Annotated in this window: 13 protein-coding genes; 3 read left to right on the top strand and 10 right to left on the bottom strand. The window is 52.3% G+C overall.

The genetic code is table 11. The features are described 5' to 3' along the window. Window positions 1–6: 6 nt before the first annotated feature. The 9 genes from ACG2XO_RS14445 to aroQ all read right to left on the bottom strand — a co-directional run bounded on the left by ACG2XO_RS14445 (window position 7) and on the right by aroQ (window position 12,776). Entirely contained in the window at window positions 7–1,629 is a 1,623-nt protein-coding gene (locus tag ACG2XO_RS14445; protein WP_410498693.1) for a hypothetical protein, read from the bottom strand. Beyond that, window positions 1,626–2,042 (bottom strand): HIT family protein, encoded by a 417-nt coding sequence (locus tag ACG2XO_RS14440; RefSeq protein WP_410498692.1) that lies wholly within the window; start codon window positions 2,040–2,042, stop codon window positions 1,626–1,628. Before ACG2XO_RS14440 ends, ACG2XO_RS14445 begins: the two co-directional genes overlap by 4 nt. Before the next feature lie 140 nt (window positions 2,043–2,182). Next, entirely contained in the window at window positions 2,183–6,088 is a 3,906-nt protein-coding gene (locus tag ACG2XO_RS14435) for a DUF3683 domain-containing protein (RefSeq protein ID WP_410498691.1), read from the bottom strand. Between the two features lie 186 nt (window positions 6,089–6,274). Next, window positions 6,275–7,849 carry a diguanylate cyclase gene (locus ACG2XO_RS14430; RefSeq protein WP_410498690.1) on the bottom strand — a complete coding sequence of 525 codons (1,575 nt, stop codon included), beginning with the start codon at window positions 7,847–7,849 and terminating at the stop codon, window positions 6,275–6,277. Window positions 7,850–7,865: 16 nt separating this feature from the next. Then, window positions 7,866–8,912: a tetratricopeptide repeat protein gene (locus tag ACG2XO_RS14425; protein WP_410498689.1), complete on the bottom strand. Its 1,047-nt coding sequence runs from the start codon at window positions 8,910–8,912 to the stop codon at window positions 7,866–7,868. A 169-nt stretch (window positions 8,913–9,081) separates the two neighbouring features. Beyond that, complete coding sequence (locus tag ACG2XO_RS14420) at window positions 9,082–10,113, bottom strand: hypothetical protein (RefSeq protein WP_410498688.1); 1,032 nt, start codon at window positions 10,111–10,113, stop codon at window positions 9,082–9,084. Window positions 10,114–10,368: 255 nt separating this feature from the next. Beyond that, window positions 10,369–11,739 (bottom strand): acetyl-CoA carboxylase biotin carboxylase subunit, encoded by a 1,371-nt coding sequence (gene accC, locus ACG2XO_RS14415; protein ID WP_410498687.1) that lies wholly within the window; start codon window positions 11,737–11,739, stop codon window positions 10,369–10,371. Window positions 11,740–11,819: 80 nt separating this feature from the next. Beyond that, window positions 11,820–12,272 (bottom strand): acetyl-CoA carboxylase biotin carboxyl carrier protein, encoded by a 453-nt coding sequence (accB, locus tag ACG2XO_RS14410; protein ID WP_410498686.1) that lies wholly within the window; start codon window positions 12,270–12,272, stop codon window positions 11,820–11,822. A 51-nt stretch (window positions 12,273–12,323) separates the two neighbouring features. Next, on the bottom strand, window positions 12,324–12,776 hold the full coding sequence (gene aroQ / locus ACG2XO_RS14405) for a type II 3-dehydroquinate dehydratase (protein ID WP_410498685.1): 453 nt from the start codon (window positions 12,774–12,776) through the stop codon (window positions 12,324–12,326). Window positions 12,777–13,024: 248 nt separating this feature from the next. Between aroQ and queA the strand changes: the two genes are divergently transcribed. Continuing rightward, entirely contained in the window at window positions 13,025–14,080 is a 1,056-nt protein-coding gene (queA, locus tag ACG2XO_RS14400) for a tRNA preQ1(34) S-adenosylmethionine ribosyltransferase-isomerase QueA (RefSeq protein WP_410498684.1), read from the top strand. On the opposite strand, the gene ACG2XO_RS14395 is transcribed toward queA, so the two are convergent. After that, the gene (locus tag ACG2XO_RS14395) at window positions 14,081–14,824 is read right to left on the bottom strand and encodes a substrate-binding periplasmic protein (RefSeq protein ID WP_410498683.1); all 744 of its coding nucleotides are present in this window, start codon (window positions 14,822–14,824) and stop codon (window positions 14,081–14,083) included. It abuts the gene before it with no gap. A 188-nt stretch (window positions 14,825–15,012) separates the two neighbouring features. Here ACG2XO_RS14395 and tgt point away from each other — a divergent pair, with 188 nt between their 5' ends. Next, window positions 15,013–16,125 (top strand): tRNA guanosine(34) transglycosylase Tgt, encoded by a 1,113-nt coding sequence (gene tgt / locus ACG2XO_RS14390; protein WP_410498682.1) that lies wholly within the window; start codon window positions 15,013–15,015, stop codon window positions 16,123–16,125. Window positions 16,126–16,307: 182 nt separating this feature from the next. Continuing rightward, on the top strand, window positions 16,308–17,675 hold the full coding sequence (locus ACG2XO_RS14385) for an HD-GYP domain-containing protein (RefSeq protein WP_410498681.1): 1,368 nt from the start codon (window positions 16,308–16,310) through the stop codon (window positions 17,673–17,675). The last annotated feature ends 3 nt before the right edge of the window (window positions 17,676–17,678 follow it).

Raw genomic sequence — 17,678 nt, 5'->3', positions numbered from 1 at the left:
GATATTTTATAAGCCGCCGGAAGCCACAAAATGAATTCGTTCAAAATCATTCCCCCGTCCCAGCACACTGACCAAGCGTATCCGGTGCATATGTTGTCCATCCCAAAAATCGAGCAAACGACCCTGACGGAACCAGCCGGGTGGGGTGATCAGGCTAACTGGTACTTGAAGTGCGGGGACTGCGCCCAATAACAACACCTTGGTGAAATCGCTTTGTCCGAAGCGTGCTGCATCCTGAGCACGTATTGCAGCAGCAGCAGGCGTGCCTGGCAGCAGTTCGATCCCGACTTCACGCATGTTTTCATTGTCGGCCAGCCAGCGTATCAGCCCGGCAAGACGGGTATTACCGTCGGCAATTAGCATGAATTGTTGTAATTGCATGCGCTGGTGCTGATCATGCTCGCGCTGCAGGCATAAACCTTGAGCCGTTTCGTTATTGATCTGCCAGTGTTCGGTTTCGGCGAGGGGTTCTTCTGCCGTATGGGATTTGCTGCGCGTCTGACCGAACATTCTCAAATGCATCAGTTCGACGCTGCTCATTGTTTGTTCGCTTTGTGGCGGTGGCAAGTAGTGATCTGTGGCCAGCCATGAGTGGATATTGCCAATACCCAGGGCAGTTTCCAGTTCTCGTTGATTGCTGCGGCGTGGCAGCGAGCGATCAACTGGCGTATCGCACCAGACGCGATACAAGTCGCGCAGCATTTCTTCAGTGGCTTGTGGAGCCAGCTCTTTGCCCAGGCCGATTTTTTCCGGCATTTCGCCCATGCGCAACAATTTGATCCGCTTGCTGATGATGTGTGCCAGCGCCAGGGTGTCGATTTCCAGCTCACTGTCAGCGCGGGCATTTTGCCGGCGCAGCGGAGCTGATGGCGCTTTCAGATCGATGTATTGCGCGGCCCGGTTGGGCAGGGTTGCTGCTTCTTTGCTTAAAGTGCTGCGTGCTGCAAAGATTTCTAGCCGCTTATTTAGCCAGAGTTGCTGTTTAAGTGTGTACTGGTGAATATTGGCTGCACTAAATAGCAGTGCGTGCAGAAATTGCTGTTCAGCTGTGCTGACGCCGCTGATTTCGATCAGACTATCGCGTGCCTTGAGCTTTTCAATATGCTGCTCACACGCCAGTTCGTAATAGGCAAAAAGCTGTCGCCATTGTTTGTCTAGTGGCTTGCGGTAAATATGCGCCAGATGAATGATGTTACTGCAAGCGTAATACAGCGTCCGTTCTGCCAGTAGCGGCAAAAACTCGGCCACGCCCGGATAATTTTTGCTGGCGGCATGCCAGAGGCGGCCGTAGCAGCTTTCCATCTGTCGCCAGAGCGCGTGAGCCAGCTGCCAGTGTTGTAGTTCTTCGGTACTCAGTGGCAAGGGTTTGCCCATCAATTTGGCGAGCATTCCCTCTTGCAGCGTATGCACTGACTCACGAAATTGTTCGATGATTTTGAGTGTGTCGAGTGAATCCAGATCACTTTGGTTGAGTTGCGTAATAGACTTTAAAATTTCGTCATGTGCTACCGGCACATTGATCATCGGTAAAAGCTTGAGCCAGTCGCGGGCGCTGCGCGCATCATGAAATGGTGGCGTAACCGAGCCACCCAGTGGTGGCAATGTGCGCTGAATCAAAACCTCGATCATGGAGTTAATTGCTCCAGTTGCTCGCGCAAATGGTTGAGTTGTTCGTCGCTGATCGCATGAATTGCCCGACCTGCTTCTGCACTGGCCCAGACTGGCGCGGGAAAGTGCAAATCATCGTGCCAGCGGGGAATAATGTGCCAGTGCAGATGTGGCACCATATTTCCCAGGCTGGCCAGATTGATTTTAGTGGGCTTGAGCACTTTTCGCTGCACCGTTTCGACAGCCCAGACGATATTCATCAAATCATGACGTTCCTGAGCGGATAAGTCACTCATTTCTGCTGCATGGCGATTCAAAATGACCCGGCAGAATCCGGGGTAATTGGGTTCGTCAGCCAGTACAACGCGCGCCAGCGTATTTTGCCAGACGATCTGGCCACCATCTTGCTGGCAGAGTGGGCATGAACTGCTCATCGGGAAGTTCCTGGTAAATAATCGATCAATTATATTACGAACCGACTGCAAAGACAGCGTGTGGCTTCAACTGTATGAGCAAAAAAAACAGGCAGCCTGATCAAGGCTGCCAGTTTATCCGGGCTATTGTGATCTGACTCTCAGAGCAGAACGCGTTCAATACCGCCATTGCTGGCTTGTTTGACGTATTCCGGCATCCAGTTTTCACCCAGTACCGTTTTCGCGATTTCGATCACGATGTAATCGGCTGTCGTCGAAGAGTCATTGTCGTAGCGGCTCAGACCCTGCATGCACGATGGACAAGAAGTCAGGATTTTGACCTGGGCTTTAGGGTCACCCGCATCAGCGCGTAGTTTCGCCGCGCCTTTTTCCATCTCTTCCTGTTTGCGGAAACGTACTTGCGTCGAAATATCAGGGCGCGATACAGCGAACGTACCTGATTCACCGCAGCAGCGGTCGTTCAGATCGACGCGTTGACCCATCAATTCGTTCGCAACGTCGATGCCCTTATACGTTTTCATCGGCGTATGGCACGGCTCGTGATACATATACTGGGTACCGCTCACACCTTCAAGTTTGACGCCCTTTTCAAGCAGATACTCATGGATATCGAGCAGGCGGCAGCCTGGGAAAATCTCCTCGAAGCGGTATTTGAGCAACTGGTCCATACACGTGCCGCACGATACGACGACGGTCTTGATGTCGAGGTAATTTAGCGTGTTGGCCAGGCGATGGAAGAGTACGCGGTTTTCCATCGTGATCTTGTCGCCCTTGTCTTGCTGACCGGCCGACGTTTGCGGGTAGCCGCAACACAGATAACCCGGTGGCAAGACTGTTGTCGTTCCGACGTGCCAGAGCATCGCTTGTGTTGCCAGGCCAACCTGACTGAATAGACGTTCCGAGCCGCAACCGGGGAAGTAGAACACCGCTTCGTTTTCTTCGTTCAGACGCTGCGGATCACGAATCACCGGTACGACGTTGCTGTCTTCTACATCGAGCAGTGCACGGGCAGTTTTTTTCGGCAGACCACCGGGCATCGGTTTATTGATGAAGTGAATCACCTGAGCCTTGATGGGTGCCGTTCCCAAAGTGGATGGCGGCTGCTTGGTAATGCCTTTGATCAGACCAAAGCGCTTGCCTAATGCATGGCCGATGCGTTGTGCTTTGTAGCCCCAGCCTATCATCACGGTACGCATCAGTTTGATCGTTGCCGGATCTTTCAGTGTCAGGAAAGTCATTCCGAGCGCCGTACCCGGGGTGAATTTTTTCTGGCCTTCCTTGCGCAGGAAATTGCGCATCGCGACCGAGACATCACCAAAGTCGATCTTGACCGGGCAAGGATTCACGCAGCGGTGGCAAACGGTGCAATGATCGGCCACATCGCCGAGTTCTTCAAAATGCTTGAGTGAGATGCCACGACGGGTCTGTTCTTCGTACAGGAAAGCCTCGGTCAGCAAGCCGGTTGCCAAAATCTTATTGCGCGGGCTGTAAAGTAAGTTTGCGCGCGGTACGTGCGTGGTGCAGACCGGCTTGCATTTGCCGCAACGCAAACAGTCTTTGACCATATTGCTGATATTGCCGATGTCCGATTGCTCCAGAATCAGCGATTCAGTGCCAAGCAGGCTGAATGATGGCGTGTAGGCATCGCTCAGATCCGCACCCGGCATTAGTTTGCCCTTATTGAAGTGGCCGTTCGGATCGACTTTTTGTTTGTACGCCTCAAATGGCGCGAGCTCGTCACGCGTCAGAAATTCGTACTTGGTAATACCGATGCCGTGCTCGCCCGAAATCACGCCATTCAGATCGCGAGCGACCTGCATGATGCGCGCAACGGCATGGTGGGCGCGTTGCAGCATTTCATAATCGTCGGAATTGACCGGAATATTGGTGTGCACATTGCCGTCGCCAGCATGCATATGCAGTGCCACCCAGGTACGACCTTTGAGTACTTTCTGGTGCAGGGCGTGGATCGCATCGAGAATAGGTTTGTCGGTGCGGCCGCTGAACAATGCTTCGAGTTCGGTCAATAATTCACGTTTATACGAAATACGCAGAATGAAGTCGCGCAAGGCATGAAAAACGCTTTGTGGTAATTCATTTGCATCGATTGGTTTTTCAAGCGGCATTTGCGGGAAGGCCGTTTGATACAGCTCGAATGCATCGTCAAGATTGGTATTGATCCATTGCCAGTGTTTTCGTGTTTGCTCGATAAAGGCGAGTGCAGATTCGCGGCGATCACCAATCAGCGTGTCGTGACTGACCGGCGCATCGCTGGTATCAAATGGCAAACGACCTTGTGCAAAGAAATCTGTGAGATGGTCGAGCAGGTCGAGTTTGTTGTGAATCGACAGCTCGATATTGATGCGCTCAATGGCATCCGAGTATTCGCCCAATCGTGGTAATGGAATAACGACGTCTTCGTTGACCTTGAACGCATTAGTGTGTTTGGCAATCGCTGCTGTACGTGCGCGATCAAGCCAGAATTTTTTGCGCTGCTCGGGTAATACGGCGATAAAGCCTTCGCCGCCACGCGCATTCGCCAGTTGCACGACGTGGCTGGTGGCATCGCCGAGCGCTTTTTCATCGTCCGACACAATATCGGCGATCAGCACCATTTTCGGCCGGCCTTTCGATTTAGCCTTGGTCGCGTAACCGACAGCACGCACATAACGCCAATCGAGGTGTTCCAGACCTGCCAATTGCACGGCTGGATGGGCATCAAGGTAGTCTTTGATTTCGACAATCGAAGGTACGGCACGGCTGACTTCACCGAAAAATTCCAAGCAAACAGTGCGGATATGATTAGGCATGCGGTGCAGCACGAAGCGCGCACTGGTGATCAAACCATCTGTACCTTCTTTCTGGATGCCAGGTAGCCCCGCAAGGAATTTGTCGGTGACGTCTTTACCCAGGCCTTCCTTGCGGAACTGGCTGCCGGGAATCACAAGTGTTTCTTCGCCGATCTTGTTTTTGCTGTCTATTTTGAATTCTTCCAGCTTATCGCTGGACGGTTTGAATTTGCTGACGCGGAAGGTCGCTTGCGGCGCGTCGTGGATTTTGCCGAGGTTGTGATCCATGCGTTCGATGAACAGCCAGTTGCCGTCCGGATCGACCATTTTCCAGCTCACCAGATTGTCGAGCGCAGTGCCCCACAGTACGGCTTTCTTGCCGCCGGCATTCATCGCGACATTGCCGCCAATACAAGACGCGTCGGCAGATGTCGGATCAACGGCAAAAACCAGCCCCGCGTCTTCGGCCGCTTCCATGACGCGGCGGGTTACGACGCCTGCGCCGCACTGGATTGTTGCGATTTCATGATCAACACCGGGAATGCGCATTTTCTCGACCCCATTGTGGCGGTCGAGTTTTTCGGTATTGATCACGGCGCTCATTGGGGTTAGCGGTACTGCGCCACCGGTATAGCCTGTACCGCCGCCACGCGGAATGATGGTCAGCCCCAGCTCGATACAGGCGGCGACCAGCGGCGCCATTTCAGCTTCGGTGTCTGGGCACAGTACAACAAAGGGGTATTCAACGCGCCAGTCAGTGGCGTCGGTGACGTGCGAGACGCGGGCAAGACCATCGAACTGGATATTATCCTTGCGGGTAATCGCTCCCATACGTTTCAATACTTTTTTACGCAGCGCTGCAACGTCACGGAATTCCCGTTCAAATTCGTCGACAGCCTGACGGGTGCGTGCCAGCAGAATATTAACGCGTTCATTTTCCTGACGGCGCTTTTCGATTTCTGCCAGACGATGATGCATGGCGTCGACCAGCAGTTTGAGTCGCTTGCTGTTTTCGAGTAGATCGTCCTGCACATAAGGATTGCGCTTCACCACCCAGATATCGCCCAACACTTCAAACAGCATCCGTGCGGAGCGGCCTGTTTTGCGCTCTTGGCGAAGCTCGTCGAGTACTCGCCAGCCGTCTGCTCCCAGCAGGCGGATCACGATTTCACGATCAGAAAAAGAAGTGTAGTTGTAGGGGATTTCACGCAAGCGTTCTTGCGAGTGAACAAGGGTCGCGGCGGTCTGGTCGGCCATGAAGGGCATCTCCGGCGGGAAAGACGACTAAAGACCTGATTTTAACAGAAGCTAAAAGGCTAGAACTCGCAAATTTAATAGGGATATGGACACAAACCGCAATTTTCATCCTGAAAAACCAGTCAGGGGACAAAAAACAGCGGGTATTTACGCCGGTAATTGATTTGATTAGCAGAAAATTGAAAATCAGCAAATCACCTGATTACGCCCCGCTTGCTTGGCTCGATAGAGATTTTGATCAGCTCGCTGAGTCATTTGTAATAGCTGTTTATCGTTCTGGTACTGGGTGACGCCAATACTGATGGTGACTTTCAGCCCGTGCTGGATTTTTCCCCAGGTCCAGTTTTCGACCATGCTGCGTAAACGTTCGGCCACGTCGCGTGCCGGCATGCCATTGCGTGACGGCAAAAGAATCAAAAACTCTTCGCCCCCCCAGCGACACACCAGATCATCCTGACGGCAACCGGACTTAAGCAGAGCGCCAACTTGACGCAGAACATTATCGCCAATCAGATGACCCCAGCAATCGTTGATCCCTTTGAAAAAATCCACGTCAAGCATCAGCAGGGACAGTGGTTCACGATGTTCCGGGTTGTACTGCAGTAAGCCGGCGCTACGCTCTTCAAAGCCTCGGCGGTTAAGCAATCCGGTCAGCGGGTCTTGTAATGCGATATGTTCACTCTGCTGGCGCGCTTTGCGCTCCTGATCGTTTTGCTTGCGTAGATTGATGTTTTCCAACCGGATTTTTTCAGCTTCAAGTTTGGCTTCAATGACGTGCAGCCGCTGTGCCGAGCTTTGGCGTAATAACTGGTAATGATGCTGATAGGCCTGCTTGTGGAATTTGAGTGCGCTGAGCAAATCGCCTTTTTGTTCCAGTGTGGCTGACAAGGCCAGCTCGATCTGACAAATCAGGTGTGCGGCGCCCATGGACTCTGCAAATTGCAGGCTGAGCCGATGACAATCAATGGCATGATCCAGTTGATTTTCCTTGCTGGCCAATAAACCCAGATTGTATAAATCATGTGCTTCGCCCCAGCGGTTCTCATGACGCTGGTTGATGCCACGTGCGCGATCCAGGCAGGCATGTGCCAGTGGCAAATCATTTTCAGCCAGCGCAACGCGTCCCAGCATGCCCATTGCTGCCGCCTGATATTCCAGATTGCCGCTTTGCTGGGCGTAGGCCAGAGCCTGTTTGAGTGTGACTTTGGCGCTGTCATATTGCTGGAGCTCAACCTGATCGGTGCCAATATTGATTTCAATGGCAGCGATCATGCTGTCGTTGCCACATTGGCTGGCGTGTTCGCGGGCTTTTAGATGGTGATTGAGCGCACCGTAGAAATCATCGTAGGCGAAATAGAGCTGACCTAATCCGATTTGCCCCTTGATATAGGCTTCGTTGGCGTTGGCGGCAAGCGCCGTGTCTATGCATTGCGACCAGGCATCCAGCGCGCTGTCATAATCGCCCGTCGTGTAATTGGCACGTGCAATTTCCTGCAAACATTCGGGTATCAAATCGGCAAATTGATGCGTGCGAGCCATATACAATGCATGGCGCATCAGAGGTAAGCCTTCGGCAAAATTGCCCTGCACATTCATTGTGCAGCCTTGAATGAATATGGCCCAGGTAAACCCATAATCATAATTGAGCGGGATGGCATGGATGGCGGCCTGCTGGGCGCAGGCTAGGGCTTCGGCTGGGTGTTCGCGAGAGAGCGCTTTGGCGCGCTGATTGAGCTGGTTAACATCCTGCAATGAACTCATCTTCGCCTCGTCGAAATCAGATTAATTCGAGCCGCAGCTCCATGGTTTCCAGGTCGGTTTCCAGTGTGCTGTCCAGCAATTGTTTACGCAAAGCATCGCGCAAATTGTGATGGCCTTCGGCGATCTCAGTTTTTTCCAGCTGGGTGTAAATGATAGCCAGCACTTCATGGATATTGCATTGCATGTGAATGGCGCCCAGACCGCACGCTTTATTGAGCGCTTCGACCAGTTGTTCACGCGCCATTTCGATGTAGCCGGTGGCCAGGTAGACTTTGCCCAGAATCAGCATCGCGCTGGCTTCGCCCCACTGATTGATGTGCAGGCGGTTGATTTTAAGTGCGACCATCAGACTCATTCGTGCCTTGTCATATTCGCCGCGCAAGAGCTGGATTTGTCCGATCAGCGTATATATTTCCGCTTCATTGCGATAGTTCTGATCAGCTTTGACCAAGGGGAGCGCGTCTTTGAGAACCGCGTGGGCTTCGTCGAGCTGCTTGCAACTCATTAAATCGACCGCGATATTGATCAGAATCGCAGCCTGCAACTGATAATCATCCGAGCTGGCGGCCAGTTCTTCGGCGCGGCGATGGTGAGCCAGAGCCGATTCGTAATGTTCATGCGCGTAATAGAGTTGCCCCAAGCCAATATGTGCTCTGATTCGTGTTTCCAGAATAATGGCAGAGTCAGGTAGAGTCAGGCAGCGCTGCCAATAATCGCGCGCCTTGGGGTAGTTACCCATGCTGTAATGGGTGCGGGCGTAGATTTGTAACTGTTCGCCTTCTTGAATGCCGATGCTAATCTGGGCACTTAGCTCGGTCACTTCTGCCAAGTAGCCGAGTGATTCGTTGTAATCACCAAAATCATAAAGACATTGAGCGAGAATGCATAAAGCGCGAACTTCCAGTTCGGGCAGTTGCAGTGTTTGAGCTTGTTTGCGAACGTCCAGGGCAATGGTCAGCGTTTCGCTGCTTTGCGAGTGAAGCAGCTTGCGCGCCCGCGCCAATTGACGACTGAGTTCGGCCTCATTCATTGTGGCAGTTTTGTGAAAGGCGAAAAAACGCAAGAATACCACTCGGCTGGCCTTGCTCTGCGATCTATTTTCTTACTGTGATCAAAATGGTACGCCCGGTGCGGATGGTGTGAACCGAGGCGGGATGTGTCAAATGAGTTGCTTCTTTGAGGGGTATATAAGCAAAAGTATCGTATTGATTGGGTTACGGCTGTATACGTGGCTATGTATTTTCGAGTTGGGATTCCAGTTGCTGTAAGCGAGCAAAGATTTCAGGAGAACCGAGCCGATTAAAATGCGCCTGATATAAGCGGTGGTGCTGCTCTGCCTTGGAGGTCTCACCCAGTTGATCGTATGCGCTGGCGAGGATGGCATGGACCACGTGGATTTTACTCCGGCAATCGTAACTTTCGGAAAGATCCAGTGCTTGATGAAAAACATCGATGGCTTGCTGGTGTTGATTTTTGGCTTGCAGCAGCTTACCGCTGGCGATTTTCCAGCAAATCTCTCCCCAGGCCCAGTAACGTTCCATGCTGTGACCACGCTGGAGAAACTGCGTCACTTCATCGAGCCGGCCTTGTTCCAGCAAAATCAGCGTGCGATAACTCAGTGCCTCGCCTTGGTATTCAAGATGGCCGATTTCTTGGGCAAGTAGCTCGGCTTCGTCAAGGTGAGCAATGGCTTCTTCGAGCTGTTTGAGCTCGTACAGATCGGCAACGAGATTGATCAAAACCCGAACATATAATTCCTTGTGCAGCTCCGGCTTGATCGGGGCTCCGGTTTTTAGCCATTTGAGCGCGGTATGATGGTGGCGCAGGGCATCTTCGGGTAAATGGAAGGCAAAATACAATTGCCCCAGTGAAATATATGCATTGACGCGGGTTTCGGTTGAGAAACCGGTGTTGTCCAGATTCAGACAATCGCTCCAGTATTCAATCGCGGTACTAAAATCGCCGGTCGTATAATGGGCAATTCCCAGGTTATAGAGCAGATTGCCTCGCTCGGCTTCCAGATTTTCTGTTTCGGCAATGATTAGTACCGAATGCAGCAGAGCCAGCCCTTCGTGAATGCGGCCAAAAGCCATCAGCATTTCAATATATTGAAAAAAGACGGCGACGCGAAAGGCCGGATCCAGATCCGGCGTGAGTAGCAAAGTCGCTTCTTTGGCCAGACGCAAAGATTCGGGCGGGTCGAGATAGATCAAACGTTTGCTTTGTTCAAAAAGCGTACGAATTTCTTGCAAAATTAAACTCATTGTCAGGGCTGGAAACGAATGCGCAACGATAGCGTTTTCTTGGGTGTGCAGCAATACAAATTTCACCCGGCTGACGAAGCGTTACTTCACTCGTTAGCAAGGTGCGGGGTCTGAAGTTGGGTTTGGGCTGGCTGATTGGTGTTGTTCTTGGGTATATTGATGTGGGCTATATTTTTCAATGGCTGGCTGGCAATACCCATGTTGGGCATGTAAAAAGGGCAGCCTGAGCTGCCCTTTTGAGGTGTGCATGACGTTTTAGGCGCGTTTCGCTTCAATCGCCTTGCTGATTTCTTCCATATGATGCTCAAGGTAGTGAATGCTGGTGCCACCCTTGATAAAGGCTTTTTCCAGCAGCAACTGCTGATGCAATGGCACATTGGTTTTGATGCCTTCGACGACCATCTCGGACAATGCGATCCGCATCCGCGCCATCGCCTGTTCGCGCGTGTCACCGTAAGTAATGATCTTGCCGATCATGCTGTCGTACGTTGGCGGAATTGTATAACCCTGATAAACGTGCGAATCAACGCGAACTCCCGGCCCGCCCGGCATATGCCATTTGCTGACTTGACCCGGGCTAGGGATAAACTTGATCGGGTCTTCGGCATTGATGCGGCACTCGAATGAATGGCCTTTGAGCTTCACGTCTTCCTGCGTGTAACGCAGTGGCAAGCCAGCAGCAACGCGGATTTGCTCCTGAACGATATCGATGCCGGTAATCATTTCAGTCACCGGATGCTCAACCTGAACACGCGTATTCATTTCAATGAAATAGAATTCGCCGTTTTCATACAGGAACTCGAATGTGCCCGCGCCACGGTAACCGATCAAACGGCACGCTGCGGCACACGCTTCACCGATGCGCTGGCGTTGCTCTTCGGTCACGCCCGGTGCGGGTGCTTCTTCGATGACTTTTTGATGGCGGCGCTGCATTGAGCAGTCGCGTTCACCCAAATAAATCGCATTGCCGTGCTGGTCTGCCAGAATTTGGATTTCAACGTGACGCGGGGTTTGCAGGAATTTTTCCATGTAGACCATCGGATTGCCGAAGAACTGGTTGGCTTCCGATTTGGTCAGCGCAACAGCCGACAGCAGATCTTCTTCGGTGTGAACGACGCGCATGCCGCGACCGCCACCACCACCAGCGGCCTTGATAATCACTGGATAGCCGACTTCACGGCCGAGGCGCAAAATTTCGGCTTCGTCATCAGGCAGACCGCCTTCCGAACCCGGAACACAAGGTACACCGGCTTTTTTCATCGCATCTTTGGCGGCAACCTTGTCACCCATAATGCGGATCGATTCAGGTTTCGGGCCGATAAAGACAAAGCCTGATTCTTCGACGCGCTGCGCAAAATCGGCGTTTTCCGACAGAAAACCGTAGCCGGGGTGAATCGCTTGTGCGCCAGTCACTTCGGCGGCAGCAATCAGGCGTGGCACGTTCAAATAACTTTGTGCCGAAGGATTGGGGCCGATACAGACTGATTCATCGGCCAGTTTGACATACTTGGCTTCGCGATCGATTTCGGAATGCACGACAACGGTTTTGATGCCCATTTCGCGGCAGGCGCGCAAAATACGCAAGGCAATTTCGCCGCGGTTAGCAATAAGTACTTTTTCGAACATATACAAACTCCGTGAGGAGTGAGGGGTTAGGTGTGAGGAGCGGTTTTCATCTCTTTACTCACACCTCACGCTTCACAGAATTAGCCAATAACAAACATCGGTTCGCCAAATTCAACTGGCTGGCCATTTTCAACCAAGATGGCCTTGATTACGCCCGAATGCTCGGCTTCGATTTCGTTGAGCAATTTCATCGCTTCGATAATGCACAAGGTATCGCCGGCATTGACGGTCTGACCGACTTCGACGAAGGCTTTGGCGCCTGGGCTTGATGAGCGATAGAAAGTGCCGACCATTGGCGATTTCTGGATATTGCCTTCAACCGCTGGGGCGGCTTCGGCTGCAGGTGCAGCAGCGGCAGGTGCAGCAGCCGGAGCGGCTTGCGGAATGTGATATTGCATTGGCGCTTGCATGAAGCCCTGATTGGCGACGCTGCGAGTGATGCGTACTTTCTCTTCACCTTCGGTGACTTCCAGCTCGGCAATGCCAGATTCTTCTACCAGATCGATGAGTTTTTTCAGTTTACGCAGATCCATTGATGCAATCCTCTCTGTTCAATGTTGAATAGGTTGAGCTTTTTGAGCTTGTTATTGGTTTTTCAGTTTGTTCATGGCGTATTGCAGTGCAAATTCATAACCCTGAGCGCCCAGACCACAAATCACGCCGACCGCGAGGTCGGAGAAATAGGAATGATGCCGGAAAGCTTCCCGGGCATGAACATTGGATAAATGCACTTCAATGAACGGAATTTTGACGCCAGCCAGTGCATCCCGCAGCGCAACGCTGGTGTGGGTGAAGGCGGCGGGATTGATCACGATATAAGCAATGCCATCGGCATAAGCGGCGTGAATCCGCTCGATTAGCTCATATTCGCGATTGGATTGAAACGTGGTGATCTCGAACTTGTTGGCCTGACCGAGCGCGATCAGTTGCTGATTGATTGCGTCCAGTGTGGTATTGCCGTAATGCTGCGGTTCACGCAGCCCGAGCAAGTTCAGATTGGGGCCGTGCAGAACCAGGATTTTGCCGTTAACCGACATAAAAGCTAATCCCTATATCCCTGTGAATCGTCGGAGTTTGCCGCAACTTCGGCGAACTTGTCCAGAAAAAGCCATAAATTTATTTTAATTTCTTCAGGCTTACGATGGCTTGGGTGGAGAAAAAATTCTGTTACATCAGTGTTGGCGCGGGTTACATGCTGATTTGCTGATATAATCGCGACACAATTATTTCTTGGCTTACAGCATGTCATGGTGATGCAAATCGCCAAAAAATGCAAAGATTCGCAATGCAAATTTCCGATTTTGACTACCACTTACCCGACCAACTGATTGCTCAATTTCCGCCAGAAACGCGTGGGGCGAGTCGCTTGTTACATGTCGATGGCTCGCAACGGGCTGATCTGCAGTTTACCGATTTGCCGCAACTGCTGCAGCCTGGCGATGTGCTGGTGTTTAATGACACTAAAGTCATCAAGGCAAGGCTGTTTGGTGAAAAAGCGTCGGGTGGCAAGATTGAAGCGCTGATCGAACGTGTGCTGGGCGAGCATCAGGCGCTGGCGCATATCAAAGCATCCAAAGCGCCCAAGCCAGGCAACGTACTGCATTTTAATGGCGGATTCAGCGCACAAATGACCGAGCGGCAGGGTGATTTGTTCAGGCTGGACTTCTCCAATAGTCACGCCAGTCATCCGGATCTGACCGTGCTGGATATTCTCGAACAGTCTGGTTTGCTGCCGCTGCCGCCGTACATCACGCATGTGCCCGACATTGAGGACGCCAAACGTTATCAAACTGTTTATGCGCGTGATCCCGGTGCAGTCGCCGCGCCGACGGCTGGGTTGCACTTTACTGATCAATTGCTGACGCAACTGCGTGAAATGGGTGTGCAGACGCATTTTCTGACTTTGCACGTTGGTGCCGGAACATTTATGCCGGTGCGCGTCGACGATATTAGCGAACATGTGATGCACCACGAGCGTTATCGCATTCCGGCCGCTACGCAGGCGGCGATTCGCGAAGCCAAGGCGCAGGGTAAACGGGTGATTGCGGTCGGCACGACGTCCTTGCGTGCGCTCGAAGCATCATCGCAACAGGGCTTGCTCGCCGAACCCGAAGGCGATACCAATATCTTTATCAAGCCCGGCTATCAATTCAAAGTGGTTGATCGTTTGATTACCAACTTTCATTTGCCCAAATCGACTCTATTAATGCTGGTCGCGGCTTTTGCCGGTTATGAAACGATGCGTGCCGCGTATGAGCATGCCGTGGCGAATGAATACCGTTTTTTCAGTTATGGTGATTCGATGCTGCTTGAGCCGCATCAGCGATCACACCGCATTTGATTACGGGACTGCTGACCACCTGGCGAAGATCTGGCGATCTTCGCCTTTTTTTTGTAGCTCGTTCAAGCCGCGATCAAATGCCTTGGCCCAACGTGAGGCATTGCTGGCTTTGGGGCTAAAAGCAAGATACAAACCGAGTTGATCGACCAACCCCCAATCGCGAACCGCTTTGCGTTCGGCACTGGAGAGTTGCTTGCTCAAATTGGCAAAGGTGCCTTCCGAGAGCAGCATGAAATCAATCCGACCCGCTGCCAGTTGTCGCAAATTGGCTAGCTCGCTCGACGATTCAACTTTCAGAATGCCGGCTTGACTGAGCATTTTGTCGGGGTATTCGTAGCCAGCGGTTATACCTATCCGCTTTCCGCTTAATACCCTGTAACTCACTTCGTGTTGAACTTGCTGGTGATTGGCAATCAGATGCAGATTCATCATGATAAAGGGCGTTTGTGGCCAGATGAATTGCGGTAATCGCTCCTGGTTTTTGCCGACATCGAGCATGGCGTCGTATTGGCCTGCCAGAGTGAGTTTCAGGCAGCGATTGTAACTGCCGCTGATAAAGAGGGTTTCTATGCCTTCTTTGGCGAATGCCGCGCGAATCAAATCGACCGATGCACCAACAGCTTGACCTTTTTTGCTAAATGAAAAGGGCTGCCAGTCATTTTCTGCGCAAATCCTGATTGTGTCAGCGGCCAGGCAGTGGCTGGACAGCAGCAGGGTGATCAGTGCAATTCGTAAATGCGGCATATCAAAGAACTCGTTTGGCAATGATTTGTTGTTTTTAAAAGCTTTGTAATATTAGAGTGTTTTTTTAGTTTGGCGCTAATATTTTGTTTTTACTGAGTAATATTGCTCTTGCCATCCGGCGTGTGCGCCGCTAATCTTGCCGCCTCGCGCCGGACTGTGTCTCCGGCTGCTTTTTTCTGGGAAATTCCATGCAATTCGAATTGAAAACCACCAGTGCCGGCGCTCGCCGTGGCACTTTGACGCTGAATCACGGCGTGGTGCAAACGCCGGTGTTTATGCCAGTTGGCACTTATGGCACCGTCAAAGCGATGACGCCGCGCGATTTGAATGACATCAAGGCGCAGATTATTCTCGGCAATACCTTCCATCTGTGGTTGCGCCCGGGTCTGGAAGTTATTGAGCAATTTGGCGGCCTGCACCAGTTTATGGGCTGGGATAAGCCGATGCTGACCGACTCGGGTGGTTTTCAAGTGTTTAGTTTGGGCGCGATGCGCAAAATCACCGAAGAAGGCGTGAAGTTCCAAAGCCCGATCAATGGCGATAAATTATTTCTGACGCCCGAAGAATCGATGCGCATCCAGAAGGTGCTTAATTCCGACGTCGTGATGATTTTTGACGAATGCACGCCATATCCGGCCGATCATAAAACCGCCGCTGAATCGATGCGGCTGAGTCTGCGTTGGGCCAAACGCTCGAAAGACGAATTTCAAAAGCTGGAAAATCCGAACGCACTGTTCGGCATCGTGCAAGGCGGCATGCACGAAGACCTGCGTAATGAATCGCTGGCTGGCCTGAACGAGCTTGATTTTCACGGCATGGCGATTGGCGGTTTGTCGGTCGGCGAGCCCAAAGAAGAAATGGAACGCATTCTGGCGCATACCGCGCCGCAATTGCCGGTCAACAAACCACGCTACCTGATGGGCGTTGGCACGCCGGAAGATCTGGTCTACGGCGTAAGCCAAGGTATTGATATGTTCGATTGCGTGATGCCAACGCGCAATGCGCGCAACGGCATGCTGTTTACCCGCTACGGCAACGTCAAAATCAAAAATGCGCATTACAAACAGGACAAACGTCCGCTCGACGAGAGCTGCGATTGCTATACTTGCCGCAACTTCAGCCGCGCCTACTTGCACCATTTATTTCGCAGTCAGGAGATCCTGAGCTCGCAGCTCAATACCATCCACAATCTGCATTACTACCAAGTGTTGATGCAGGAAATGCGTGATGCGATCGAAGCGGATCAATTCCCGCAGCATGTTGCGAAATTCAACGCTGATCGCGCGCGCGGAACGGATTGATTGTTTGCATGTCAATTGGTAGATCAAACAGCGGCTGAGTGCCGCTGTTTTTGTGTGAGGGTATTTGATTGCAGGCGTTTTGTGGTAGTGCCTTGGTAGGTATACCCGCTTGGGTATGATTGAATTTCGGATTTCGACCGTTGCAGCCTATTCTGACGGCTTAAGTATCAGCGAGATAAACGATGGGAAAATCTTTGAAATTGGCCGAGCTACTCGGTTCGCTGTCTTATGCGCTCGATATGACCGAAGGCCAGCCCGAAGGCCATTGCGTGCGTTGCTGCTGGATTGGCGTGCATATCGGCAAGCAGATCGGCATGAGCGAGCAGGCGCTCTGGGAGCTGTATTACACGCTGCTACTGAAAGACTTGGGTTGCAGCAGCAATGCGGCGCGCATTTGCGAGCTGTATCTGACCGACGATCAAAGCTTCAAGCGTGATTTCAAGCTGGTCGGCACCAATCTGTCGCAAGTGCTGGGCTTTGTGTTCAAGCACACCGGGCGCAATGAAAGCTGGACTAAACGTCTGACCGCGATTCTGAATATCATGCGCAACGGCGACACGATTGCCGACGAGCTGATCCAGACGCGTTGCGACCGCGGCGCGCGCATCGCGCGGCAATTGCGCTTTCCTGAATCGGTGGCGCTCGGCATTCATTCGCTCGACGAGCACTGGAATGGCGGCGGCCGACCCGAAGGCCTGCAGGGCGATCAGATTCCGCTCTATGCCCGAATCGCCTTGCTCTCGCAGATTATCGATGTATTCCATTTTTCACACGGCCCACTTGAGGGCAAGGCCGCCGCACTGAGCGAAATTCGCCAGCGGGCCGAGTTCTGGTTTGATCCCTTGCTGGTGGCCGCATTTGAAAAAGTCGCTCTTGACGACGCGTTCTGGCAAACGCTGGCTGATGCTGATATTGCCAAGGCGGTATTGGCGCTCGAACCGGCGCAGTTTACTGTACCGCTCGACGATGACTATATGGACGAAATCGCCTCGGCTTTTGGTCAGGTCGTCGATGCGAAAAGCCCGTTTACTGCCGGTCATAGTGAGCGCGTCGGTTTTTATGCCGATCTGACCGCACAAGAGCTGGGTTTTGATGATCAAAGGCGTAACTGGGTCAAACGCGCCGCGCTGCTGCACGATGTCGGCAAGCTCGGTGTGAGCAGCGCCATTCTGGAAAAACCGGGCAAGCTGACTGACGACGAGTTTCGCGCGGTGCAGCAACACGCGCGATTAACCGAAGAAATTCTGGGCAAAATCGCGCAATTTGACGATCTGGCCTTGGTGGCCGGCGCGCACCATGAACGGCTCGACGGTAACGGTTATCCGCGCCGTTTAAGTGCGCCCGATATCAGGCTGGAAACACGGATTATCACGGTAGCCGACATTTTCGACGCTATCAGCGCCGAGCGTCCGTATCACAAAGCCAATTCGCCAGAAAAAACGATTGAGATTATGAGTGGCATGGTCGGCAATGCCATCGATGCTGATTGTTTTGCCGCGTTGAAAACCGTGCTCGAACGCGAATTGCAAAATAACCCGGTTTGCTCATGAGTT

It is taken from the genome of Chitinibacter sp. S2-10 (genome assembly GCF_046530675.1).
Classification (GTDB): Bacteria; Pseudomonadota; Gammaproteobacteria; order Burkholderiales; family Chitinibacteraceae; genus Chitinibacter.
Note: the sequence above shows the minus strand (reverse complement) of the source record. Positions and strands in the feature narration are given on the sequence as shown.